The organism is Mesorhizobium sp. RCC_202 (genome assembly GCF_041355295.1).
Classification (GTDB): domain Bacteria; phylum Pseudomonadota; class Alphaproteobacteria; order Rhizobiales; family Rhizobiaceae; genus Mesorhizobium.
In genome coordinates this window covers 275846-298926 of record NZ_JBFUPO010000001.1, presented here as the reverse complement: position 1 = coordinate 298926, position 23081 = coordinate 275846, and the positions used below count along the sequence as shown (strand labels likewise).

The window sequence follows — 23081 nt, the reverse complement described above, 5'->3', positions numbered from 1 at the left end:
CATCCTGCGCGCCTCATGCCGCCGCCGCAAGGCCACTGCCGCTGACGCTGAAAGAGCTGCCCTGGGTCTGGTCGGTGGCTAAGGCCACCACGGCACGCGCGACATCGGCAGGCGTCTGCATGTCGCTCATGCTGGCCAGGAAGTCGGCCGGGCGGATGCCCATATAGGCCGAAATCCCGGCGATGCCGCGATCGCCGACACCGGTGCCCGGCATGATGCGGACCGGCGACAGCGCTATGAAACGCAGGCCGAGGCCCTGCCGGTCGGATTCCTTCTGGCAATGGCCGGCCAGGAATATCTGCATGCGCTTGGCGCCGCCATAGCCGCCGCAATTCGGCGGCCCGCCGCTAAAGGCACCGCCGCTGGAGATCAGCACCACCCGGCTTCCCGGCTGGAGCCGCCCCTGAAGCGCCGCCCTGCAGAACAGGAACGACGCCTTGACGTCCATCTCCCAGTTCGTCGAGAAGACCTCCCAGCTCTGCTCCTGTATCGGCGCGGACGGGGCGAGCGCGCCGGCGCTGAGCACCAGCACATCAGGCGCAAGCGCATCGAAAACCGCTTCCGGCGCGGTTTCAGCCGTCGCGTCCAGGCTGAGGGTCCGCAAGCCCGGGCGCTCCCAGGCGAGTTGCTTCAGGTCGGCGGCCCCACGGGCGACGGCAAGCACGGTCGCTCCTTCGCCAAGCGCTGCCTCCACGATCGAGCGGCCGACACCCCGGCTGCCTCCGACGACGACGACATTCTGATTTTGCAGAGATTTCATGTGATCACCTCTTTCCGGGCAGCCGGGCATCCGGGTCCGCCTGTTGGTTAAGACAAACGGGACAAGCGGAAATCATCGGTGCGGAACGAAATTTTTCACCAGCCCCCGTTCTCGTTGGCCTCTGGCAGGGTTGGCTCAGGCCGCCTGATGCCGGGCGTCGGCCGGCACGTGGATATTGGCAATGAAAGCTACTCGCTCTCGCCATCCAGCGCCGGCACCGCCACGCCGGCAAGCTCCGCCGCCAGGAGCCGCGCCGCGCCGGCGCGGGCGATCCGAAGCATCAGCGCCTTACGCGTCGCCGCCGCCATGCGGTGCTCCGGCGCATCGCGCAGGATTTCCGCGCCATAGCCGTCGGAGAGAATGAAGCCGCATTCCTCCGGAAAGATCTCCGAAGGCACGCCGGGATGCGTTGCGAAGAAGAAGCGGTCCGAATGCAGCCGGTAGTCCGGCCACTTACGATCGACCCGGAAATCCTCGATCGAGGATTTGATCTCGATGATCCAGATATCGCCCTGCCGCGTCAGCGCTACGAGATCGGCACGGCGCCCGGTGGCCAAAGACAGCTCCGGCAGCACATGCGCGCCCATTTCCATGAGCAGCCGCTGCACGCCGCGCCGCACCAGCATGGCGCGCTCGGACTGGCGGCCGTCGATCAGGGGATTGAGGGGAATCGGGGAAATAAGTGGCATGGCCTGCACCATGCCAGATTTTGTTCACGGTTTGAACCCGGTAAAATCAACGGTAAGCTGGAGGTCTGAATGGGAATTGAACCCATTACGTCGGTTTTGCAGACCGATGCGTCACCGTCCCGCCCTCAGACCTTGCTGCCTCTATGCCCAATTCATCAGCAGCTAGTCCAACTTGGTCGATCCCTGACGGCGTGCGAGCGCTTACCGGTCGACTACGCGTGCACCGCCTTGCTGTCGCCGTCTGCCGCTCCCGCCATGTCATCCAAGATCGGACAATCCGGCCGCTCGTCGCCATGACACGCGTGGATCAGCGTCTGCAGCGTCGAGCGCATCGACTGCAATTCGCGCACCTTCTCCTCGATCGCCCTGACATGGGCGGCGGCGATCTCGCGCACGTCGTGGCTGGCGCGGCCGCGATCCTGGTAAAGCGCCATGAGCTGCCTGCAATCGTCGATTGAGAAGCCGAGATTGCGCGCGCGGCGCAGGAAGGCCAGCCGATGGATGTCGTCGCCGGAGTAATCGCGATAGCCGTTTTCGGCCCGCGCCGGGCGGATCAGGCCGATTTCTTCATAGTAGCGGATGGTCTTGGCCGGCAGGCCGGAACGCTCGGCTGCATCACCGACATTCATGGCGCTCTCCTATGTTTCTGTGCGGCCCTTCACAGAGGCTCATTGATTTTGCTTCACAATCCTGTGACAGCTGTTGCCGAAATGCCGCAGCACGGCACTTACCGGCACGTAAGCCTATCCATATAGGCAGTGCCCGCTTGGCAAGCAAAAGAAATGCCAGCATGAATGATGGTAACAAAGCGGCCGACTCGTGCCGCTGACATCGAGGCGGGGCATCGGACCTATTCATGCGCTTGAAGTCGTTTGCAGTTTTCGCCGCCCTTGCGCTGTCGACCGCGATCAGCGGCTGCAGCACGGTTGGTGGTCAGTTGTTCACCAACAACTATGGCGCGATGACGGATGCCGGCTATCAGCTGCCGCGCATACCGATCGAGAAGGTTCCCGCCAAGTATCATCGCCAGGAAGTCCGCTACGACTCTTCGGAGAAGCCGGGTACCATCATCGTCGATACGCAGAACAAGTTCCTCTACTTCATCGAGGACGACGGCATGGCGATGCGCTACGGCATCGGCGTCGGCCGTGAGGGTTTCGAGTGGCACGGCACCGCCCATATCGCGCTGAAGCGCGAATGGCCGACCTGGACGCCGCCTTCGCAGATGATCAAGCGCCAGCCCGAGCTCGCCAAATTCGCCAGCGGCATGGAGCCGGGCCTGAAGAACCCGCTCGGCGCCCGCGCCATGTATCTCTTCAACAAGGGCGGCGACATGGGCTACCGGCTGCACGGCAGTCCGGAATGGTTCTCGATCGGCAAGGCCATGTCGTCGGGCTGCATCCGGTTGATGAACCAGGACATCATCGATCTCTACGACCGCGCCTCGATCGGCGCCAAAGTCATCGTGCTGTAGGCACTGAAAAGTTTCGTAAGCGGACCGTCTAGGCAACAACAAGACGTCCAAAAACAGAAAACCGGGCTGTTGGGGCCCGGTTTTTTGTTTTTGCTGTTTGGATAGGGAGAATTCGCTCCGCCGAGTCGGACGGCGGAGTAGAATTATCAGGCGACCTGCTCGACCTGTTGCACTTCCGGAACGAAATGGCGAAGCAGGTTCTGGATGCCGTGCTTCAGCGTCGCCGTCGACGACGGGCAGCCGGCGCAGGCGCCCTTCATATGCAGGAACACGGTGCCGTTTTCGAAACCGCGGAAGGTGATGTCGCCGCCGTCCTGGGCAACCGCCGGACGCACGCGGGTGTCGAGCAATTCCTTGATCGTGATGACCAGCTCTTCGTCCGCCTTGTCGTAGAACTCACCGGTCTCGCTGGTCTCGGCGGCTGGGCCGGCCTGAGCCATGATGGGCGCGCCCGACATGAAATGCTCCATGATGGCGCCGAGGATTGCCGGCTTCAGATGCTGCCAGTCCGGGCCGTCCTTGGTGACGGTGATGAAATCGTAGCCGAAGAAAACGCCGGTGACGCCCGGGATCTCGAACAGCCGGCCGGCCAGCGACGAGGCCTCGCCAGCGCTGTCGGCGTCGCGGAAATCGGCGGTGCCTTCGTGCAATACTTCCTTACCGGGCAGGAACTTCAACGTCGCCGGGTTCGGCGTCGATTCGGTCTGGATGAACATGGGTATCTCCAGGCCCTTCAGGGCCGATAGTTTGGAATAATTCTAAATAGGCTCTATCGGCTGGACATTCAAGCGAAACACGTCGCGCGCATGGCTGGCTGGTGGAGTGTTTTTGCATGCCGCCGTGCTCTGGATCAAGGTGTGTCGAGATTCAGGTCAGGCTGAAGCCGCCGTTCGCAGGCCGGACTCACCTGAAGATCGATACACCTAGGCGAGGCTTTCGATTTCCTCGTCGGACAGGTTCTGCGGCACCACGGTGACCGGAATGGGGAAGGCGGCGCCCTTGCCGGCCACGGCGCCGACCAGCGGTCCCGGGCCTTCCTTGCCGGCGCCTGCCGCCAGCACCAGAATGGCGATGTCCTGGTCTTCTTCGATCAGCTTGTGGATCTCTTCGGTCGGCTTGCCTTCGCGCACCACCATCTCCGGTTCGATACCGAGCTTCTGGCGCACCTTGTTGGCATACCCATCCAAGGCCGCGCGTGCGGTGGCGGTGGCCTCTTCGCGCATGATCTTTTCCACGCCCAGCCAGTGCTGGAAATCGTCCGGCACGATGACGTAGAGCAACACCAGCACGCCGCTGGTGCTCTGCGCCCGCTTCGAGGCGTAAGCGACGGCGCGCTCGCACTCTGGTGTGTCATCGATGATCGTCAGGAATTTCCTGCGATGGCCGGCTTCACGGCTGAGGCGTTTGGAGACCATGTCTATCTGCTCGGTATGGTTTCGGCCGCAATCTGCCACCGCCACGGACTGGCGGCAAGCCACTGTACGGCGAGGCGATGGCCCCGACCGGCGCAAAGCGCCGGCCGGATCGGCGATGGAAAGTCAACGCGGCAGGAGCGATCAGTCCTGCAGCAGGCCGATGATGTCGCGCACCGTTTTCATCGTGCCTTCGGCGAGCGCGCGGGCGCGGTTGCCGCCATCCTGGAGCACGGCGTCGACATAGGCGCGGTCGCCCTCGATGCGGCGCATTTCGGAAGCGATCGGCGCGAGCTTTTCCACGGCAAGATCGGCGAGCGCCGGCTTGAACACGGAAAACTGCTGGCCGCCATATTCCTTCAGCACGTCTTCCTTCGAGATTTCCGCGAGCCCAGCATAGATGCCGACCAGGTTCTCCGCCTCGGGCCGGCTTTCCAGCCCGTCGACCTCGCTCGGCAAGGCCTCCGGATCGGTCTTGGCCTTGCGGATCTTCTTCGAGATGGTGTCGGCATCGTCCGTCAAATTGATGCGCGACAGATCGGACGGGTCCGACTTCGACATCTTCTTGGAGCCGTCGCGCAGGCTCATGATGCGCGCCGCCGGACCGCCGATCACCGGTTCGGTGATCGGGAAATAGCCGTTCACCGTCTCTTCGCCGACCTGCATCTCGATGCCGACGCCAAGTGCGGCGATCTTTTCGGAGAAGTCGTTGTTGAATTTCTGCGCGATATCGCGGGTCAGCTCCAGATGCTGCTTCTGGTCCTCGCCCACCGGCACATGGGTGGCGCGGTAGAGCAGGATGTCGGCGGCCATCAGGCTCGGATAGGCGAGCAGGCCAAGCGAGGCGTTCTCGCGGTCCTTGCCGGCCTTGTCCTTGAACTGCGTCATCTTGTTCATCCAGCCGATGCGCGCCACGCAGTTGAAAATCCAGGCGAGCTCGGCATGCTGCATGACCCGCGACTGGTTGAACACGATGTGCTTCTTGGGGTCGATGCCGGAGGCGAGGAAGGCGGCGGTGATCGAGCGCGTCTGGTCGCCGAGATCCTGGTGCACGAGCTGCGCCGTCAGCGAATGCAGGTCGACGACGCAATAGATGCAGTCGGACTGTTCCTGAAGGGCGACGAATTTCTTGATGGCGCCGAGATAGTTGCCGAGATGCAGATTGCCGGTCGGCTGGACGCCCGAAAAGACGAGTGGCTTGAAGGCGGACATGAGTTCCTCATGGCTTGTGGAGGGCCGTTTCGCGCGCGGCGAAAGTCTTTCGACGGCGCGCTTATGGACGAAGCACGGCATCCGATCAAGAGGCACGCTCCGGGCTGATTGTGATCTAGCGGGGTATTGACATTCCTGCGCGCCAGCTACATCTTTCAAGCTACATAAAGGAATGTAGCTTTGACCATCAACATCAACAATAAGGAGGCCGACCGGCTAACACGCGCTTTCGCCAAGGCTGAAGGCGTCGGTCTCACCGAGGCGATCGTGATTGCGATGCGAGAGGCATTGGAGCGTCGCCGCAATCGTGAAACACCTTTGGAAACGGCAGCACGGCTCCGAAGAGAGTTTGGGATCAAGCTCAGCGAGCAGGCGCGCAAGCCGCTGCCTCGCTCGGTCTACGATGAATTCTCTGGCGACGACTAATGTTTGTCGACGCAGCAGCCATCGTCGCGATGCTAAGCAACGAGGTCGAAGCGGAGCGCTGCGCGCGCGCGGTCACCGAAGCGTCGGCACCGTTTACTTCCGCTATCGCCGTTTGGGAGGCAGCGATGGCGCTAGCGCGACCGGAAAAGCTGGCCATTCCGGTCGCCAGAAGTGCAGAAATTGTGGGCCGCTTTCTCGAAGAGCGGGCAATTGCATTGCGCGAGCTTCCCCCCGCGCCCGAGGCAGCGTCGCTCTCCATTGAGGCCGCATCACGATTTCGCAGCAACGCCATGCGCCTGAACCTGGCGGATTGTTTCCACTATGCCTGCGCCCGCTACTACGCCTCTCCAATGCTCTCCACAGCCGACGAATTCAGGCTCACGGATCTGGAGACTGTCCCGTAACAGGCGGTGCCTTCGACCCGCGCTTCACGTTCCTGCGGATCATGCCGAAATCGGCCCCGCCGGTTGCGAAGGCGGCGATGAAATAGAGTGCGGCACCGCCCGCGACCAGCGCCAGCACGGTCGTCGCTTTCACGACCAGCGGTGAACCAGGCCCGATCTGCGTGGCAAAATAATGCTCGGCGAAGAAGAGCGCCGCGGCCATGATCACCGCCGACAGCACAAGCCTCGGAATGCGCTTCAAGAGCGGCACGTCGCGGCCCCAGTGTCCCCGCCTGATCAGCATGGCGAGCAGCATCAGCGCGTTGACCCAGCCGGCGACGGCGGAAGCGACCGCGATGCCCGGCGCGCCCATCGAGGGGAACAGGGTCAGAGCGGTGGTTACGTTCACGGCGACCGAGATGGCGGCGAAGATCATCGGCGTGCGCGTGTCCTCGCGCGCGAAATAGCCGGGCGTAAAGGCCTTGATCAGCACGAAGGCCGGCAGGCCGAGGCCGAAGATGGCCAGGATTGCCGCTACCGTCGGCGTCGAATGGTTGGCGGCGAAGGCGCCGCGCTCATAGACCAGCCGCACGATCGGCTCCGACATCACCCAGAGCGCGGCGGCCGCCGGCAGCGTCATGAACAAAGTGAACTCGACGGAGCGGTTCTGCAGATTGGCGGCCTCGATCAGATTGCCCGATTTCAGCGCCCGCGACAGTTCCGGCAACAGCACGATCGCCACCGCCACGCCGACGACGCCGAGCGGCAGCTGGTAGATGCGGTCGGCGTAAGCCAGCGACGACACAGCGCTGTTTTGCGCCGAGGCGATCGCCGTGCCGATCAGCTGGTTGATCTGCGTGATGCCGCCGGTGATCGCCGCCGGCAGCGCCAGAATCAAGAGCCGCTTGACGTTGGGGGTCATCTTCGGCCGGCGGAAGCCGACCGAAATGCCGGCATTGCGCACCGCGACCCAGACGATGGCCAACTGCACGATACCCGCCGCCAGCACGCCCCAGGACAGGCCGAAGCCGACATCATGCGCGTCCAGCCCGTGATACCAGGCATAGCCAAGCACGCCGATCAGGATGATGTTGAGGAAGGCCGGCGCGATGGCAGCCGCGAAATAGCGGCGCAGCGAGTTCAGCATGCCGGCCATCATGGCGGCGAGCGACATGCAGATCAGGTACGGAAACATGATCGTCGCCAGCCGTACAGTCGTCTCGAACTTGCCCGGAATGTCGGCAAAGCCCGGCGCCACCAGGTAACGCACGATCAGCGGCATCGCCAGTTCCATGGCGATGGTCAGCGCCAGCAGCGCCGAAAACAGCACACCGAACACTTCCTCCGAAAAGCGCTTGGCGCCTTCATTGCCGTGCGTTTCGATCTCCTTGGCAAACAGCGGCACGAAGGCGGCGTTGAAGGCGCCTTCGGCAAACAGCCGGCGGAAGGTGTTGGGAAACTGGAAGGCGGCGTTGAAGGCGTCGGCGACCGGGCCGGTGCCCAGCGCTGCCGCCATCAGCATCTCGCGGCCAAAGCCGAGCGCGCGGCTCATCAACGTGCCGGAGGCGACGGTGGCGAATTTCTTGACAAGGCTCATGCTAGGGGGGTCTGCCGGAAAAATTGCGTCAAATGGATGATCACTCGGCCGCCGCCTTGGCCTTGCCGTTGCGTTCGGCGGCTTTGCCTTCAAGCGTATCGATCAACCGCTTGTGGATGGTGGCGGTGCGCGACGGGCTGTCGATCTTCTGTCCGGTGAGGTCGGTAACGTAGAAGGTGTCGATGACTTTTTCGCCGAAGGTGGTGATATGCGCCGAGGCGATGTCTAGCGACAGGTCCGACAGCGTCCCGGTGATCTCGGACAGCAGCCCCGGCCGGTCCAGTCCCTCGACCTCGATCACCGAAAAACGGTTGGACAGCGTGTTACGGATCTCGGCCAGCGGCGGGATGCGGAAGGCCTTGGCGCCGCGCTTGGGCTTGGTGCGCTTTTCGATCATCTCCGGCAGCCAGCTCTTGCCCGACAGCACGTCCTCGATCAGCCGGCCGACGCGCTCGGCGCGGCGGCGCTCGTCCTCGTCACGGTCGAACTCCCTGGAGATCAGGATGGTGTCCAGTGCGCGTCCGTCCGAGGTGGTGAAGATCTGCGCGTCGACGATGTTGCCGCCGGCCGCCGCACAGGCGCCGGCAATCACCGAAAGCAGGCGTGGATGGTCTTGCGCCAGCACGGTGATCTCGGTCACCGCCTCGAATTCATGCGTCTTGACCATGGTGGCCAGCTTCTTGTCGGCCGCGTCCGCTTCGCGGATGAATTCGGCGTGGCGCAGCTGATCCGGCAGGTCGACGGTCAGCAGATAGTTTTCATAGTGCTGGGCGACATAGGCCTTGCGCTCCTTCGCCGGCCAGGCGGCGAGCGCCTCGGCCAGCCGCTCGCGCGCCGCCGCCGTGCGCAGGGCGCGCGAGACTTCGGAGAAGCCGCCGGTCAAGAGCAGCTCGGTTTCGTAATAGAGCGTGCGCAGCAATTGCCCCTTCCAGCCGTTCCACACGCCCGGACCGACGCCGCGGATGTCGCAGACGGTCAGGATCAGCAGCAGCTTCAGCCGCTCGACGGACTGCACGATGGAGGCAAAATCCTCGATCGTCTTGCGGTCGTTGAGGTCGCGCGTCTGCGCTGTCATCGACATCACCAGATGGTTCTCGACCAGCCAGGCGACCGTCTCGGTATCGGCGGCGGACAGCCCCATATGCGGGCATATGCGCCGCGCGATCCTGGCGCCGGCCTCCGAATGGTCCTCCGGCCGGCCCTTGGCGATGTCATGCAGAAGCACCGCGACGTAGAGCGCCTCGCGGCTTTTCTTCAGCCCCGGCATCAGCGAATGCGACAGCGGATGCACTTTCGCGCCGTCGCCACGCTCGATCTCGGCCAGCACGCCGATGCAGCGGATCAGATGCTCGTCCACCGTGTAGTGGTGGTACATCGAGAACTGCATCATGGCGACGATCTTGCCGAAGTCGGGGATCAGCCTGCCGAGCAATCCGGCCTCGTTCATGCGCCGCAGATTGAGCTCGGCGTAGCGGTCCGAGGTCAGGATGTCGAGGAACAGCCGGTTGGCCTCCTCGTCGCGCCTGAGCGACTTGTTGACGAGACCGAGCGAGCGGGTGAGCAGCTTCAGCGCGTCGGGATGGAACTCCAGCCCGTGCTTGTCGGCAAACCAGAACAGCCTGAGCAGATTGACCGGATCACGCTCGAACACGCCGTCGTCGGCGACGTTGATGCGGTGGTTGTCGACGATGAAGTCCGACGTGCCGGCAAGCTTGCGCTTGCGGCGCTGGAAGGTCAGGAAGATGCGGTTGAAGCCAGGCACGTGCTTGGCCTGCTCTTCCTCGAGCGCCGCGCAGAAGATGCGGGTCAGGTCGCCGACATCCTTGGCGACGAGGAAATAGTGCTTCATGAAGCGCTCGACCGCCGACAGGCCGGGATGCGTGGTGTAGCCGAGCCGCTCGGCGATCTCGCGCTGGATGTCGAAATGCAGCCGCTCTTCGGCCTTGCCGGTCAGGAAATGCATGTGGCAGCGCACCGCCCACAGGAAATCCTCGGCCTTCTGGAACTCGCGGTATTCGGCCTCGGTGAAGACGCCTTTTTCGACCAGTTCCTCGCCGGTGCGCACGCGATAGAAATATTTGCCGATCCAAAACAGTGTCTGCAGGTCGCGCAGTCCACCTTTGCCGTCTTTCACATTGGGCTCGACAAGATAACGGCTTTCACCGGCCTTGGCGTGGCGCTCGTCGCGCTCGGCGAGCTTGGCCTGCACATATTCCGGCCCGGTCGTGCGCACCACCTCATGGTCGAAGCGGGTCAGCAATTCGTCAAAGAGCTTTTGCTCGCCCCACAGGTATCGCGCCTCGAGGATCGAGGTGCGGATGGTGATGTCGCTGCGCGAAAGCCTCAGGCACTCCTCGATGTTGCGGGTGGCGTGGCCGACCTTCAGGCCCATGTCCCACAGCATGTAGAGCATGTATTCGACGATCTGCTCGCCCCAGGGCGTCTGCTTGTAGGGCAACAGGAAAAGCAGATCGATGTCCGATCCCGGCGCCAGCGTGCCGCGCCCGTAGCCGCCCACTGCGACCACGGCCATGCGCTCGGCCGCCGAGCGGTTCTTCACACGGTAGACGTGGGTTGCCGCGAAATCGTAGAGCGCGCGGATCAGCTCATCCATCAGATGCGACAGCCGCTCCGCGCAGGCATTGCCGCCGCCATCCTGCATCAGCATGGCCTCGGCTGTTTTCCGCCCTTCGGCGAGCCGGACCTTGAGCAATTGCAGAACCGCCGCGCGGACGGTCGGCCCGGAGCCGTCGCCGGCCGTGGCCGCCGTCAGCGCGGTCATGTCGCGACGCAAGGCGTCGCCATCGATGATTTCGTCGAGTTTCAGGGAGATCTTGGCCATTCGGCGGCGTCTATAGCGCGTTTTCCCCGCGCTGTGTATGGGGCCGGTACATTCGCTCGCCATGGTGATCGAATGGCACGATCGACGAAAATTGCAGCCGGCAGATCCTGTAGAGCTGGCGCGCGAGCCGCTCGACCTCGCGTTTCATCCTCGCCATCGTGGATAGTCGCGGCTTGACCGCGGTGCCCGACCCGTCCCGGTCGTCCGGGATCAGGCTCGGCAGCTGGGCGCCGTCCTCGAGATGCTGCTTCTGCACGCACAAAGCTGGACTGAGCTGATAGATTTTCCGGACGGGCCGACGTTGGCGAACCGGATCGAAGATCACGTGATCGACCGGCATGTCGATCTCCTTGGTGGCGTCGACGAGGGCGCCGGCGATCCGCTTCGACACGATGTAGCCCGCGCAGCCAAGATGCGGGTTGTACAGCCTGTTTAGCGAAAACCCGTGGCCGGCCGCGATGCGCCGGGGACCGATCATGGCCGGCCAGAAGAAGGTTTCCAGCTTGACGATATCGGCATCGGCGGGGATCCAACCTGCATCGGCAAGCAGGGCGCCGGCCGCGGACGCGAACACGACGTCATCCTCAAACACGGCAACATGAGCGTCGTCGCCGGCGGCTATGATCGACCAGCAGACCCTGTGGCTGAGCAGGCATGCGATCTCGGCATCGGTCAGGCGCGACTGCGAGACGTGCCCCGTCAACTGCTGCATCGAGGCAAGGTCCAGCCGACCGCGCGCATCGACAGCCGCGATTCGCTCGAACGAAATCCCGATCCCGTCGAATTCGGCCGCCACGTGGGCGAGCCGATCGCTGGACCGGTCGAGATTGATGACGAGGCATTTCATCCGGCGGACTTGATGCAACCAAAAAACGGCGATGTCCATAACACCGGCCATGGCGTGATATCGATTTTAATTGGCGCGGCTTGTCGGTCGGTGTTCGCGGCGGCGCGGCTGGAAAATCGAAAATCGGCCCTTGACCTTCCAGTTACTGGAAGGACTACCTCAGCCTCAATTCGAGAATTCCGAGGCGTACAGCATGACCCATTCCGACCATCATCATCATGGCCATGGCGCGTCCTGCTGCGCCGCTAAGGAAGCTGCGCCGGCCGCCGGAACAATTACGCGCGATCCTGTCTGCGGCATGATTGTCGATCCGGCCGCTGGCAAGCCGACGGCCGAGCGTGGCGGGCGGGGTTTTCATTTCTGCAGCGAGCGCTGCCGCACGAAATTCGTTGCCGATCCCGAAAATTACCTGACGGCCACCGATCCGGTTTGTGGCATGAGCGTCGACCGCGCCAGCGCGAAGCATTTTTCACGCTATCAAGGCCAAGGCTTCTACTTCTGCTCGGCGGGCTGCAAGGCCAAGTTCGACGCGGAGCCGACGAAATACCTTGCTGGCCAGCCGGAACAGCAGCCGCCGCCGAAGGGCACCCAATACACCTGCCCAATGCATCCCGAGATCGTCCGCGACAAGCCCGGCTCCTGCCCGATCTGCGGCATGGCGCTGGAGCCGATGGGCGTGCCGACCGGCGAACAGGGGCCTAACCCGGAGCTTATCGATTTCACGCGGCGGTTCTGGGCCAGCGCCGCACTCTCCTTGCCGCTGCTGGTCATTGCCATGGCGCCGATGCTGGGCGTCAGCTTGGAAAGCTTTATCGATGGCCGGGAAAAGACCTGGCTGGAACTGGCGCTGGCGAGCCCGGTGGTGCTGTGGGCGGCGTTTCCGTTCTTCCATCGCGGCTGGGAATCGATCCTCAACCGCAGCCCCAACATGTGGACGCTGATTTCGCTCGGCGTCGGCGCTGCCTATCTATTCAGCCTTGTCGCGACGCCGTTCCCGGATGTCTTTCCGCATCAGTTCCGTGACCACGACGGCGCCGTCCCCGTCTATTTCGAGGCGGCCGCCGTCATCGTGGCGCTGGTTTTCCTCGGCCAGGTTCTGGAGCTCAGAGCCCGCGAGCGGACCGGCTCGGCCATCCGAGCCCTGCTCGACCTTGCACCGAAAACGGCGCGGCTGATCGGCGTCGATGGCTCCGAGAAGGACGTTCCGCTCGACGGCGTCAAGACGGGCGACCGCCTGCGCCTCCGTCCCGGCGACGCCGTGCCGGTCGATGGCATGGTGCTGGAAGGTCGTTCGGCGATCGATGAATCGATGATCACCGGCGAGCCGCTGCCGGTCGAAAAGAACGAAGGCGACACCCTTACCGGCGGCACGTTGAACAAGCACGGTTCACTGATCATGCGCGCCGACAAGGTCGGCGCCGAGACGACGCTGTCGCGCATTGTCGAGCTGGTCGCCCAAGCGCAACGTTCGCGCGCGCCGATCCAGGGCTTGGCCGACCGCGTGTCTTTCTATTTCGTCCCGGCGGTTGTTCTGGTCGCCATTGTGGCCTTCGTCGCCTGGGCACTTTTCGGCCCTGAGCCGAGCCTGGTCTTCGCCATCGTCTCGGCCGTATCGGTGCTGATCATTGCCTGCCCCTGCGCGCTCGGCCTTGCGACGCCGATGTCGATCATGACCGCGACCGGTCGCGGCGCGCATGCCGGCGTGCTGATCAAGGAAGCGGCGGCACTCGAGCGTTTTGCCTCCGTCGACACGTTGATCGTCGACAAGACCGGTACCTTGACCGAAGGCCGGCCGCGACTGACCGATATTGTCGCCTTTGACGGTATCGACGAGAACGAATTGCTGTCGCTCGCCGCCGCGCTCGAAAAGGGTTCGGAGCACCCGCTCGCCGAAGCGATCGTCGAGGGCGCGGCCGCTCGCGGTGTGAAGGTGGCGGACGCCCAGAACTTCGTGGCGGTCACCGGCAAGGGCGTTTCCGGCACGGTTTCGGGCAGAAAGGTCGCATTGGGCAATGCCGCGATGATGGCCGACCTCGGGGTCGAAACATCGGCGGCCAATGCCGAGGCGATGCAGTCCGAGGGCAAGACGGCGATGTTCGTCGCTGTCGATGGCGCATTCGCAGGCGTCGTTGCCGTTGCCGATCCCGTCAAGGCGACCACGGCCGAGGCGATCAGAGCCCTGCATGACAAGGGCCTGCGTATCATCATGGCGACCGGCGACAACGAGCGTACCGCTCGCGCGATTGCGAGCAAGCTCGGCATCGACGAGGTGCGCGCCGGCTTGCTTCCGGAAGGAAAGAGCGCATTGGTGGATGAACTGCGCGGCAAAGGCGCCGGCGTTGCGATGGCTGGCGACGGCGTCAACGATGCGCCGGCGCTGGCCAGCGCCGATGTCGGCATCGCCATGGGTACCGGCGCCGATGTCGCCGTCGAAAGCGCCGGCATCACGCTGGTTAAGGGCGATCTCAACGGCATCGTGCGAGCCCGCACGCTTGCCCAGGCGACGCTTCGCAATATCCGCCAGAACCTGTTCTTTGCCTTCCTCTACAATGTGCTCGGCGTGCCGGTCGCGGCCGGCGTGCTTTATCCGCTCACCGGCACGCTGTTGTCGCCGATGCTGGCCGCTGCGGCGATGAGCCTGTCGTCGGTGTCCGTCATCGCCAACGCCTTGCGGCTGAGAACGTTGAAACTCTGAGCAAAACCCCCAGATACGAAACCCAACCACAAAGGAGACTTGAATGACCTTGGCCAAGAAAATCGTGCTGCTGTTGATGGCGGCGGGAATGCTGCTTGCGGTATTCCTCGAAAGCGTGCCCGCCTCTTCGGAGGAGATGAAGCACGACATGTCCAAGATGGCGATGGGCGCGCAAAGCCCCGCCACCGCGGGCTACAGGAAGGCGATGGACAAGATGCACAAGGACATGATGATCAAATACACCGGCAATGCCGATGTCGATTTCGTCCGCGGCATGATCCCGCATCATCAGGGCGCTATCGACATGGCCAAGGTGGTGATCGCCAATGGCAAGGATCCGGAAATCCGCAAGCTGGCCGAAGGCGTCGTCACGGCGCAGGAGGCCGAGATCAAACAAATGCGGGACTGGCTCGCCAAGCATCCGGCGAAGTAGCCTTTCGGGGCGAGGACTTCGGTCTGGATTTTCGATCGAGCCGGTGCTGCGATCCGGCCCTACGCGGAGAAAGCCATGCCCCCGTCAACCAGTCCCTCGTCGATCAGAACCTTGAAGCTACCGTCCGGCGAAACCGTTCCGGTGCTGGGTCAAGGCACCTGGAAGATGGGCGAGGACCGGCGCCGCCGCGACGATGAGGTCGCGGCGCTCAAGCTCGGGCTCGACCTCGGCATTACGCTGATCGACACGGCGGAGATGTATGCCAGCGGCGGCTCGGAGGAGGTCGTGGCGCAGGCTATGGAAGGGCGCCGCGACGAGATCTTCCTGGTCTCCAAGGTGCTGCCCTCCAACGCCTCGCGGGCCGGCGTCAAACGGTCTTGCGAGAACAGCCTGAAACGTCTCGGCACCGACCGCATCGATCTTTATCTGCTGCATTGGCCGGGCAGCGTGCCGCTGTCCGAAACGGTCGAAGCCTTCGAGACTTTGAAGAAGGCCGGCAAGATCCGTCATTGGGGCGTCAGCAACTTCGACACAGACGAGATGGAGGATCTGGTCGGCTTGGCCGATGGCGGCAATGTCCAGACCAACCAGGTGCTCTACAATCTCTCGCGGCGCGGCCCTGAATTCGACCTCGCGCCCTGGAGCCTGAAGCGCGGCATCCCGTTGATGGCGTATTCGCCCGTCGAGCAGGGCGCGCTTGCCCGCAATGCCAGGCTGGAAGCCGTGGCTTCGCGCCACAACGCCACGGCCGCGCAGGTGGCGCTCGCCTGGGTGATGGCGCAACCGGGTGTTATCGCTATCCCGAAGGCCAGCCGGCAGGAGCATGTCCGCCAGAACGCCGCCGCGCTCGATATCAGCCTGACGGCGCAAGACTTCGCCGACCTCGACCGCGCCTTCCCGCCGCCGACGCGCAAGCGTGGCCTGGAAATGATCTGAGGCTCCTCGGAGCTAAATCCGGAATTGACGGCAAACAGAGAGCAAGCATTGGAACGAATTTCAGCCGGGCCTTTTCACACGACCTACAAGATCGGAGATATAACCGTCACGTCGTTGCGCGACGGTTATGTCGACATGCCTATCAAGCGGCTGCGCCAGCCGGGAGACAAGCCTTACGGCGACGATCTCCCGGCGCAGGTGCAACTGGTCGAAGGTATGCTCAGACTGTCCGTCAACGCCTTTGCCATCGATGACGGCCAGGACATCTCGCTGATCGACACCGGCTCTTCGAACGCCTGGCATCCGAGCATGGGGTTTCTGCCGCAGGCGCTGAGCGAGGCGAAGATCGCCGTCGAGCGAATACGCACGGTTGCCTTCACCCACACCCATCTCGACCATATCCACGGGCTCATCCTCGCCGATGGTCGAGACGGCTTCCCACTGCTTTCCCGCCTGCTTGTGCCTCGACCGGAGCTCGACATGTTCCGGGCAGAGGCGCGGCTGAAGCGTTTCCATGATCGCGCGCAGCCTTTCGAAGCAGGACAGCGCCTGAGCACGAATATCGAGACGATGGCCGCTCACGGCCATGAAGTCGGCCACACCTGCTTTCGCGTTGCGAGCGGGGGCGAAACGCTGTTGATCTGGGGCGACACCGTGCACGTGCCGTCGCTTCAGTTCGATCGCCCGGAGGTGGCGTGGGAATTCGACGCCGACCAGGAGCAGGCGCGCGCAAGTCGATTGCGACTGCTGGCCCTTGCCGCCGACAACGCCTGTTTCGTTGCGGGAGCGCATCTGGATTCACCAGGGGTGGGCCGGGTTTTCCGAACCGAAAAAGGCTTCCGCTTCGAACCCTTGTAGGCCGCTCGGAGCTACCTCCCTGCCGGTATCTCCAGACGCATCCGCACCCTGCGCAGGGAGCGCGAAAACACTGCCGCGTCGTCAGCGGCGCGGGCAAGCGTGAGCGCGCCCTGGATGGCTGCCACGGCCTCTTCGGCAAGTTCCGCCGCCTCGGCTTTTCCATGTCCGGCCCGCGCCAGCGCATCGGCGAGACGTGTGACCCAGCGGCCGAAATAGTCGCGGATCGGGCTGGCGAAGAGGTCCCGCGATTCATCGAGCGCGAAGGCGCCGATCAGGCAGACACGGCGACCGGAATGGAAATACCGGTCGGTCGCCTCGAGCATATGCTCGATTCCTGCACGTGGGTCGGCGCCGTCGAGCAGCGGTGCGAAGATATTCTCCTCGAACCAGCCATCGACATGGGCAATGACGGCCCCTGCCATCTCTTCCTTGCCGCCGGGAAAGAAGTGGTAGAGGCTTCCCTTGCCCAGTCCGGTTGCCTGACCGATCAGGGCCAGGCTGGCGCCTTCATAGCCGTGCTCGCGAAACACCTCGGCCACTGTCGCCAGCAATTGGTCGCGGTCAGGCGCGATGCGCCGCATCCGCCCTAGAGCCCAAGTTCGGTCAGGCCCGGATGATCGTCCGGCCGACGGCCGAGCGGCCAGTGATACTTGCGCTCGCTCTCGGCGATAGGCAGATCGTTGATGCTGGCGACGCGACGGCGCATCAGCCCGGCTTCGTCGAATTCCCAGTTCTCATTGCCGTAGGAGCGGAACCAGTGGCCGCTGTCGTCGCGCCACTCATAGGCAAAGCGCACCGCGATGCGGTTTTCGTTCCAGGTCCAGACTTCCTTGATCAGGCGATAGTCGAGCTCGCGCGCCCATTTGCGGGTGAGGAAGCCGACGATCTCGCTTCTGCCGGAAACAAATTCAGCCCGGTTCCGCCAGACGCTGTTCTCGGTATAGGCAAGCGAAACCCGCTCCGGGTCGCGGCTGTTCCAGGCGTCTTCGGCGAGCCGCGCCTTTTGCGCGGCGGTCTCGGCCGTGAACGGCGGCAAGGGCGGACGGCTCATGAGATCTCCTGTCGATTTCGATCGTCGAGAGCCGATATTGTACTGATCGGTACAATGAGTCAACACCGCTTGTGTTCTTTGCGACACCTTAAAGCTGTTCAGCGTTTGATAGGATCGCTGCCCTGCTCCAACTCTTTGTTTTTGCGCAATTCCGGACGGAAAACCGCTGCGCACTTTCCTGGAATTGCTTTAGGCGGCTGACTTATCGAATCTCGGCTTTCAGCCTTTCGAAGGCATCGCGGACATGTTCTGCCAGCGGATGCCTGGCGTTTTGCTGCTGCCATGTTTCGACAGCCAGGCGCAATGCCACGACCGCCACCAGGGAAACCAGCCGCAGACTGTTGCGTGCCTCGTCCGGCCGCAACTCGGATAAGCCGTCGAAGATAGCTTGCTCGAGCTGCAGGTAGCCCGCATGCGTGCGCGAGCGCAGCGTTTTGCTTTCCCGCATGAGCTTGGCCGTGGCCATCATTTCTGATGCCTGGAAGCTGCCGGCAAGATTGAGCAACGCACCGCGGGCAATGTCCATCGCCGATCCGCTCGGTGGCTCGGCAAGGATCATGGCTTTGACCATGCTCGCGTAGTTGCCCAGAGACGCCAGCAGAACTTCGTCCTTGCTCTTGAAATAGTGGAAGAACGTTCGCCGCGAGATGCCGGCGGCCGCGGCTATCTCGTCAAGCGTGGTCGCGTCGTAGCCATTGGCCAAGAAAGCGTTCAGGCCAGCCACGGCGATGCGGTGGGATGTCTCCCGCCGCTTCCGCTCGCGCAGGCCTTCCGGTTTTGGCGCATCACCCATGCTGCGCTCCTGTCATGAAACACCCTCGAATGCGACAAGAAATTCGGTGCAGGTTCAAGTCCCTGTCATCGCGTCTCGCCATAATGACGCCATTAATTAATTGCACTCAGTGCAATTATTGATATCCCGCCAACTCGCCTGACCGGGCGCACCCAGACAGAGGCATCCATGGCAGCTTGCTTGCGTTCCCGTCGCGAGGCTTACATTGATCGTGGTCTCGTCAAGTTGCGGGCAGGCCATGCGGACCACCGCGCTATCTGGCCATTTGTGCTGGTCTTGAGCATGCTTGCGGTCGGCTGCGCGTCCGCGCCTCTGGACCAGGTAGGCTCGCTGCAATCCTATGACGAGCTGAAACCGTCCGACAGTTTGTTGGCCCACTCGCTGATGCGGGTAAGCAAGGACGATGTGCTTGCGGCAAAAACCGTCCGGATCATTCCGACGGGCTTTTCGCAGCCCGCTGTCGGAAAATCGACATTGACCCAAGCCCAGCGGAGCCTTGTCACCAACGCTGTCGACAGGACGCTCTGTTCGGGCTTGAGCCAGCGCTTCCGGGTCGTAGACCTGACCGAGCCGGCCGATCTGACGGTCCACGCCATGGTGACGCATGTGACGCCGACGAACGCGCTGGCGGTTGGCGTTTCGAAAGTGGCATCCACGGCGGTTTCCGTCGCGCTGCCGGAGATGCACGTTCCTGTTCCGCGCTTGCCGATCGGACTGGGCAGCCTGTCGCTCGAAGCCGAGGCGATCGGCGACAACGGCAAGCAGGCGGCGGCCATGATCTGGGGGCGCGGCGCCAACGCCTTGTTGGATTCCGGCCGGGTTGCCCGCGAGGGCGACGCCTACGATCTGGCGGCGAAGTTCGGCGGCGATTTCAGCAAGCTCCTGATCACCGGCAAGACGCCGTTCAGCAAGCTGCCGTCGCTGCCGACCAAGGCCGAACTGCGCGCCATGTTCGGCGGCGGGCCCAAATATCCCGCCTGCAAGTCCTTCGGAAAGTCGCCCGGTCTCGTCGGCTTCCTCGGCGACCGGGTCGGGGCGCCTCCCTCCTGGACCGATAAGGGAGCGGCGATACTTGCCACTGACTGAGGCGATGGCCAAAATGCAGAAGAAGTCCTTACCGCCGGTTTCCGTCTCGGCTTTTCAACAGGGCAGAAGGATGCGGCTGCTTTGGTTGGCTGCTCCCTTCGTCCTGGCGCCGGTCCTGCTTGCGGAGAGCGCCTGGCCGCAAGACGGCCGCGAGGCGCTGGAGTTTCTGGGCACCGTGCTTATCCTCATCTGCATTGGTGGGCGCTGCTGGGCATCCCTGTATGTAGGCGGGCGCAAGAACCGCGAACTCGTCATTGCCGGCCCTTATGCCTATACGCGCAACCCTCTCTACTTCTTCTCGGCCCTCGGGCTGGCCGGCGTCGGGCTGACATTCGGGTCGTTGACCGTTTCGGCGTTTCTGTTCGCTTTCACCTATCTGGTCTTTTCCTATGTCGCGACGCGTGAAGCGATCGTGCTGGACACCATTTTCGGGGAGGCCTACTGGCGCTATTGTCGAAGCGTCCCGGCCTTCTTCCCGCGCCTGCGGCGCAATGACGATGAGGCGCCGCAACCCTCTCCCGTCATGTTCGACCCGGCGACGCTGAGACGAACCGCCATCGACAGCTCTTATTTCCTTGTGGCGCTGTTGGCGGTCGAGCTGCTCGACTGGCTCAGATCGGCAAAATTGGTGACGCCGATGTTTCAATTGTTTTGATTATCGTCCCGCCAGCCCCTTCAGCCGGTAGAGCGCGTCGAGCGCCTCGCGCGGCGTCATCTCGTCGGGATTGATCGCAACGAGCGCCTCGCCCAGCACGTCGCTCTTCGCCGGCTTCGGCGTCTCGCGCTTCAGCGCCACCGAAAACAGCGGCAGGTCGTCGACCAACCGGTTCGTCTTGCCGGAGACTTCGCCTTCTTCCAGCTGGTGGAGGACTTCCTTGGCGCGAGCCACCACGGATTCGGGCAGGCCTGCGAGCCGCGCCACCTGCACGCCATAGGAGCGGTCGGCGGCTCCCTTGCCGACCTCGTGCAGGAAGACGACCTCGCCTTCCCATTCCTTGACCCGCATGGTGACGTTGAAGAGACGGGGCAGTTTGCCGGCCAGCGCCGTCATCTCGTGGAAATGCGTGGCAAAGATCGCCCGGCAGCGGTTCTTCTCATGCAGGTATTCGACCGCCGCCCAGGCGATCGACAGACCGTCGAACGTCGCGGTGCCGCGGCCGATCTCATCGAGGATCACCAGCGCCCGCTCGCCGGCCTGGTTGAGGATCGCCGCCGTCTCGACCATCTCGACCATGAAGGTCGAGCGGCCGCGCGCCAAATCGTCCGAGGCGCCGACGCGCGAAAACAGCCGGTCGACGACGCCGATATGGGCCGATGTTGCCGGTACGAAGGAGCCGGTCTGGGCAAGAATGGCGATCAGCGCATTTTGCCGCAGGAACGTCGACTTACCGCCCATGTTGGGCCCGGTCAGCAGCCAGATCACGCCGTTCCTGGCACTCCCCTCCGGCGAGAGGTCGCAATCATTGGCGACGAACGGGCCTTCGCCCGAGCGCCGCAGCGCCTGTTCGACCACCGGGTGCCGCCCACCGGCAATCTCGAAGGCGAGGCTGGCATCGACGACGGGCCGGCACCAGCCCTCGCTTTCGGAAAGCAGCGCCAGCGCAGCGGACACGTCGAGCACGGCAAGCGCCTCGGCGCCGGCGCGGATGCTGTCGGCCTCGCTCACGACTTCGGCGGTGAGCCGGTCGAAGGTGGCGAGCTCGATGCCGAGCGCTTTGTCGGCGGCGTTGGCAATCTTCGATTCCAGTTCCGCCAGCTCGGTCGTGGTGAAGCGCATGGCGTTGGCCATGGTCTGGCGATGGATGAAGCGCGCCTTCACCGCATCGCTGCCGGTCATGATGGCATGATGGTTTGCGGTCACCTCGATGTAGTAACCCAGCACATTGTTGTGCCGGATTTTCAGCGAGCGGATGCCGGTCTCCTCGATAAGCGAGCGTTCCAGCCCGGCGATGACCTTTCGCGACTCGTCGCGCAGCGCCCGCATCTCGTCGAGTTCGGCGTGATAGCCGCCGCGCACGAAGCCGCCGTCGCGCTTGATGAGCGGCAGTTCGTCGTCGAGCGCGTCGCCAAGGTGCCGGGCAAGCGCTTCCGGCAAGGTGTTGATTGCCGACAACGCCGCCGCCAATTCAGCGGGCAGGGCGGTCCCGGCCAGCAAACCGGCGATCGCGCCGGCTGCCTCGAAGCCGGCGCTGAGCGCGCCGAGGTCGCGCGGGCCACCGCGGTTGAGCGCCAGCCGCGATAACGCCCTTGGCATGTCGGCAACGCTTTTGAGGCTGGTCCGCAAGCCCTGGCAAAGCCTGGTCTCGGCGCGGAAGAACGACACCGAATCCAGCCTTGCTCCGATCGCCGCCGGATCGGTGAGCGGCGCCATCAGCCGGTCGGCCAGCAGCCTGGCGCCGCCGCCTGTCACCGTTCGGTCGATCGCCTTGAACAGCGAGCCTTCGCGGCTGCCCGACAGCGTGCGCAGCAGCTCCAGATTGGCGCGCGTCGCCGGGTCGATGAACAGCGTCGAGCCGGCCTCTTCGCGTTCCGGGCGCGACAGCGGCGGCCGCTCGGCCTTCTGCGTCTTCTCGACATAGGCAATGGCGCCCGAGATCGCCGACAATTCGGCGCGCGAGAACGTGCCGAAACTGTCCGGCGTCGCCACCTCGAAGAAGCGGGCGATGCGGCCCGTCGCCGATGCCGAATCGAACAGCGACGGCGGCTGCGGGCTGGCGACGCGACCAAGCACATCGAAGACCGGCCGCAACTCCGGGTCGTGGAACACCGGCTCGGCCACGATCAGCTCGCGTGGATCGACGCGGAAGATATCGGCAAGCAGCCGGTCGGCCGTCGTCTCGGCGACCCGGAACGCGCCTGTCGAGATGTCGATCCAGGCGAGCGCGAAGCTGCCTTGGGCAACATTGCCTGCCTTTACCCGGCCCAGCGCCATCAAAAAACTCGATTCCGACGGCGCCAGCAGCTTGTCTTCGGTGATGGTGCCGGGTGTGACGAGCCGCACGACGTCGCGCCGCACCACCGATTTCGAACCGCGTTTCTTGGCTTCCGCCGGATCCTCGATCTGCTCGCAGACGGCGACGCGAAAGCCTTGTGCGATCAGTTTCTGCAGATAGTCGTCCGCCGCATGCACCGGCACGCCGCACATCGGAATGTCGTGACCCTGGTGCTTGCCGCGCTTGGTCAAGACGATGCCGAGCGCCTGGCTTGCCTTCTCCGCGTCGTCGAAGAACAGCTCGTAGAAATCGCCCATGCGGTAAAACAGCAGCGAATCCGGGTTTGCCGCCTTGATCTCGATGAACTGTTCCATCATCGGCGTCACCCCGCCCGTGGCGGGCGCTGGCGTCGTTGTCTCCTCGGGGTCGGTCGGCATATGCATGTTCATGCCGCAACGCTAGCAGATCGGCCAGCGCGGTTTAATGCCGGGTGCTCGAAAAGCAGGGGAAAGCGCTGGTGATGCCGCCAGTTGGAGTCGCAACGTGTCGGCCGAGCAACCCTGTCGGCGTTGAAGCAGCTTTGCCGGGCTTGCCGGTTTACAGCCGCCGCCTGTAGCCTTAGTCCTGGAATCCATAAGGAAGCACCCATTCAAG

General features: G+C 63.7%; 22 protein-coding genes and 1 tRNA gene. 9 read left to right on the top strand and 14 right to left on the bottom strand.

Features of this window, described 5'->3' with window-relative positions:
• Positions 1-13 precede the first annotated feature (13 nt).
• The 4 genes from AB6802_RS01395 to cueR all read right to left on the bottom strand — a co-directional run bounded on the left by AB6802_RS01395 (position 14) and on the right by cueR (position 2078).
• Entirely contained in the window at positions 14-760 is a 747-nt protein-coding gene (locus AB6802_RS01395) for an SDR family oxidoreductase (RefSeq protein WP_371008204.1), read from the bottom strand.
• A 188-nt stretch (positions 761-948) separates the two neighbouring features.
• Positions 949-1449, bottom strand: a complete 501-nt coding sequence (locus tag AB6802_RS01390; protein ID WP_371008203.1) for an MmcB family DNA repair protein — start codon at positions 1447-1449, stop codon at positions 949-951.
• 58 nt (positions 1450-1507) lie between these two features.
• Positions 1508-1581 (bottom strand) — tRNA-Cys (locus tag AB6802_RS01385).
• Between the two features lie 80 nt (positions 1582-1661).
• Entirely contained in the window at positions 1662-2078 is a 417-nt protein-coding gene (cueR, locus tag AB6802_RS01380) for a Cu(I)-responsive transcriptional regulator (RefSeq protein WP_371008202.1), read from the bottom strand.
• A gap of 227 nt (positions 2079-2305) precedes the next feature.
• Here cueR and AB6802_RS01375 point away from each other — a divergent pair, with 227 nt between their 5' ends.
• Positions 2306-2923, top strand: coding sequence for a L,D-transpeptidase (locus tag AB6802_RS01375; protein WP_371008201.1), 618 nt, complete (start codon positions 2306-2308; stop codon positions 2921-2923).
• 146 nt (positions 2924-3069) lie between these two features.
• Here the strand turns inward: AB6802_RS01375 and AB6802_RS01370 are convergent, their stop codons facing one another.
• The 3 genes from AB6802_RS01370 to trpS all read right to left on the bottom strand — a co-directional run bounded on the left by AB6802_RS01370 (position 3070) and on the right by trpS (position 5547).
• On the bottom strand, positions 3070-3639 hold the full coding sequence (locus AB6802_RS01370; RefSeq protein ID WP_371008200.1) for a NifU family protein: 570 nt from the start codon (positions 3637-3639) through the stop codon (positions 3070-3072).
• A gap of 207 nt (positions 3640-3846) precedes the next feature.
• Entirely contained in the window at positions 3847-4338 is a 492-nt protein-coding gene (locus AB6802_RS01365; RefSeq protein ID WP_371008199.1) for a universal stress protein, read from the bottom strand.
• Between the two features lie 141 nt (positions 4339-4479).
• On the bottom strand, positions 4480-5547 hold the full coding sequence (trpS, locus tag AB6802_RS01360) for a tryptophan--tRNA ligase (protein WP_371008198.1): 1068 nt from the start codon (positions 5545-5547) through the stop codon (positions 4480-4482).
• Between the two features lie 180 nt (positions 5548-5727).
• Here trpS and AB6802_RS01355 point away from each other — a divergent pair, with 180 nt between their 5' ends.
• A complete protein-coding gene (locus tag AB6802_RS01355; protein WP_371008197.1) occupies positions 5728-5973 on the top strand; it encodes a type II toxin-antitoxin system VapB family antitoxin in 246 nt (81 codons plus the stop codon).
• Positions 5973-6377 (top strand): type II toxin-antitoxin system VapC family toxin, encoded by a 405-nt coding sequence (locus AB6802_RS01350; protein ID WP_371008196.1) that lies wholly within the window; start codon positions 5973-5975, stop codon positions 6375-6377. Before AB6802_RS01355 ends, AB6802_RS01350 begins: the two co-directional genes overlap by 1 nt.
• Here the strand turns inward: AB6802_RS01350 and murJ are convergent.
• The 3 genes from murJ to AB6802_RS01335 are packed head-to-tail and all read right to left on the bottom strand — an operon-like array spanning position 6352 to position 11681.
• On the bottom strand, positions 6352-7953 hold the full coding sequence (gene murJ / locus AB6802_RS01345; RefSeq protein ID WP_371008195.1) for a murein biosynthesis integral membrane protein MurJ: 1602 nt from the start codon (positions 7951-7953) through the stop codon (positions 6352-6354). The genes AB6802_RS01350 and murJ overlap by 26 nt on opposite strands.
• Positions 7954-7993: 40 nt before the next feature.
• Positions 7994-10795: a [protein-PII] uridylyltransferase gene (locus AB6802_RS01340; RefSeq protein WP_371008194.1), complete on the bottom strand. Its 2802-nt coding sequence runs from the start codon at positions 10793-10795 to the stop codon at positions 7994-7996.
• Between the two features lie 10 nt (positions 10796-10805).
• Positions 10806-11681, bottom strand: a complete 876-nt coding sequence (locus AB6802_RS01335) for a glycosyltransferase family 25 protein (RefSeq protein WP_371008193.1) — start codon at positions 11679-11681, stop codon at positions 10806-10808.
• A 154-nt stretch (positions 11682-11835) separates the two neighbouring features.
• Here AB6802_RS01335 and AB6802_RS01330 point away from each other — a divergent pair, with 154 nt between their 5' ends.
• The 4 genes from AB6802_RS01330 (at position 11836) to AB6802_RS01315 (ending at position 16564) form a co-directional block, all read left to right on the top strand.
• Positions 11836-14337, top strand: coding sequence for a heavy metal translocating P-type ATPase (locus tag AB6802_RS01330; protein WP_371008192.1), 2502 nt, complete (start codon positions 11836-11838; stop codon positions 14335-14337).
• Between the two features lie 43 nt (positions 14338-14380).
• On the top strand, positions 14381-14770 hold the full coding sequence (locus tag AB6802_RS01325; protein ID WP_371008191.1) for a DUF305 domain-containing protein: 390 nt from the start codon (positions 14381-14383) through the stop codon (positions 14768-14770).
• Positions 14771-14845: 75 nt separating this feature from the next.
• Positions 14846-15706 (top strand): aldo/keto reductase, encoded by an 861-nt coding sequence (locus AB6802_RS01320; protein ID WP_371008190.1) that lies wholly within the window; start codon positions 14846-14848, stop codon positions 15704-15706.
• Positions 15707-15730: 24 nt separating this feature from the next.
• Positions 15731-16564, top strand: coding sequence for an MBL fold metallo-hydrolase (locus AB6802_RS01315; protein ID WP_371008189.1), 834 nt, complete (start codon positions 15731-15733; stop codon positions 16562-16564).
• Positions 16565-16575: 11 nt separating this feature from the next.
• On the opposite strand, the gene AB6802_RS01310 is transcribed toward AB6802_RS01315, so the two are convergent.
• The 3 genes from AB6802_RS01310 to AB6802_RS01300 all read right to left on the bottom strand — a co-directional run bounded on the left by AB6802_RS01310 (position 16576) and on the right by AB6802_RS01300 (position 18408).
• Complete coding sequence (locus tag AB6802_RS01310) at positions 16576-17145, bottom strand: TetR/AcrR family transcriptional regulator (RefSeq protein WP_371008188.1); 570 nt, start codon at positions 17143-17145, stop codon at positions 16576-16578.
• A 5-nt stretch (positions 17146-17150) separates the two neighbouring features.
• Entirely contained in the window at positions 17151-17615 is a 465-nt protein-coding gene (locus AB6802_RS01305) for a DUF1348 family protein (RefSeq protein WP_371008187.1), read from the bottom strand.
• A gap of 202 nt (positions 17616-17817) precedes the next feature.
• Positions 17818-18408, bottom strand: a complete 591-nt coding sequence (locus AB6802_RS01300; protein ID WP_371008186.1) for a TetR/AcrR family transcriptional regulator — start codon at positions 18406-18408, stop codon at positions 17818-17820.
• A gap of 282 nt (positions 18409-18690) precedes the next feature.
• On the opposite strand from AB6802_RS01300, the gene AB6802_RS01295 reads away from it, so the two are divergent.
• Both AB6802_RS01295 and AB6802_RS01290 read left to right on the top strand, forming a co-directional pair.
• Positions 18691-19494 carry a DUF3313 domain-containing protein gene (locus tag AB6802_RS01295; RefSeq protein WP_371008764.1) on the top strand — a complete coding sequence of 268 codons (804 nt, stop codon included), beginning with the start codon at positions 18691-18693 and terminating at the stop codon, positions 19492-19494.
• A gap of 70 nt (positions 19495-19564) precedes the next feature.
• Complete coding sequence (locus tag AB6802_RS01290) at positions 19565-20149, top strand: isoprenylcysteine carboxylmethyltransferase family protein (protein ID WP_371008185.1); 585 nt, start codon at positions 19565-19567, stop codon at positions 20147-20149.
• Here the strand turns inward: AB6802_RS01290 and mutS are convergent, their stop codons facing one another.
• The gene (gene mutS / locus AB6802_RS01285) at positions 20150-22876 is read right to left on the bottom strand and encodes a DNA mismatch repair protein MutS (protein ID WP_371008184.1); all 2727 of its coding nucleotides are present in this window, start codon (positions 22874-22876) and stop codon (positions 20150-20152) included.
• Positions 22877-23081: the final 205 nt, after the last annotated feature.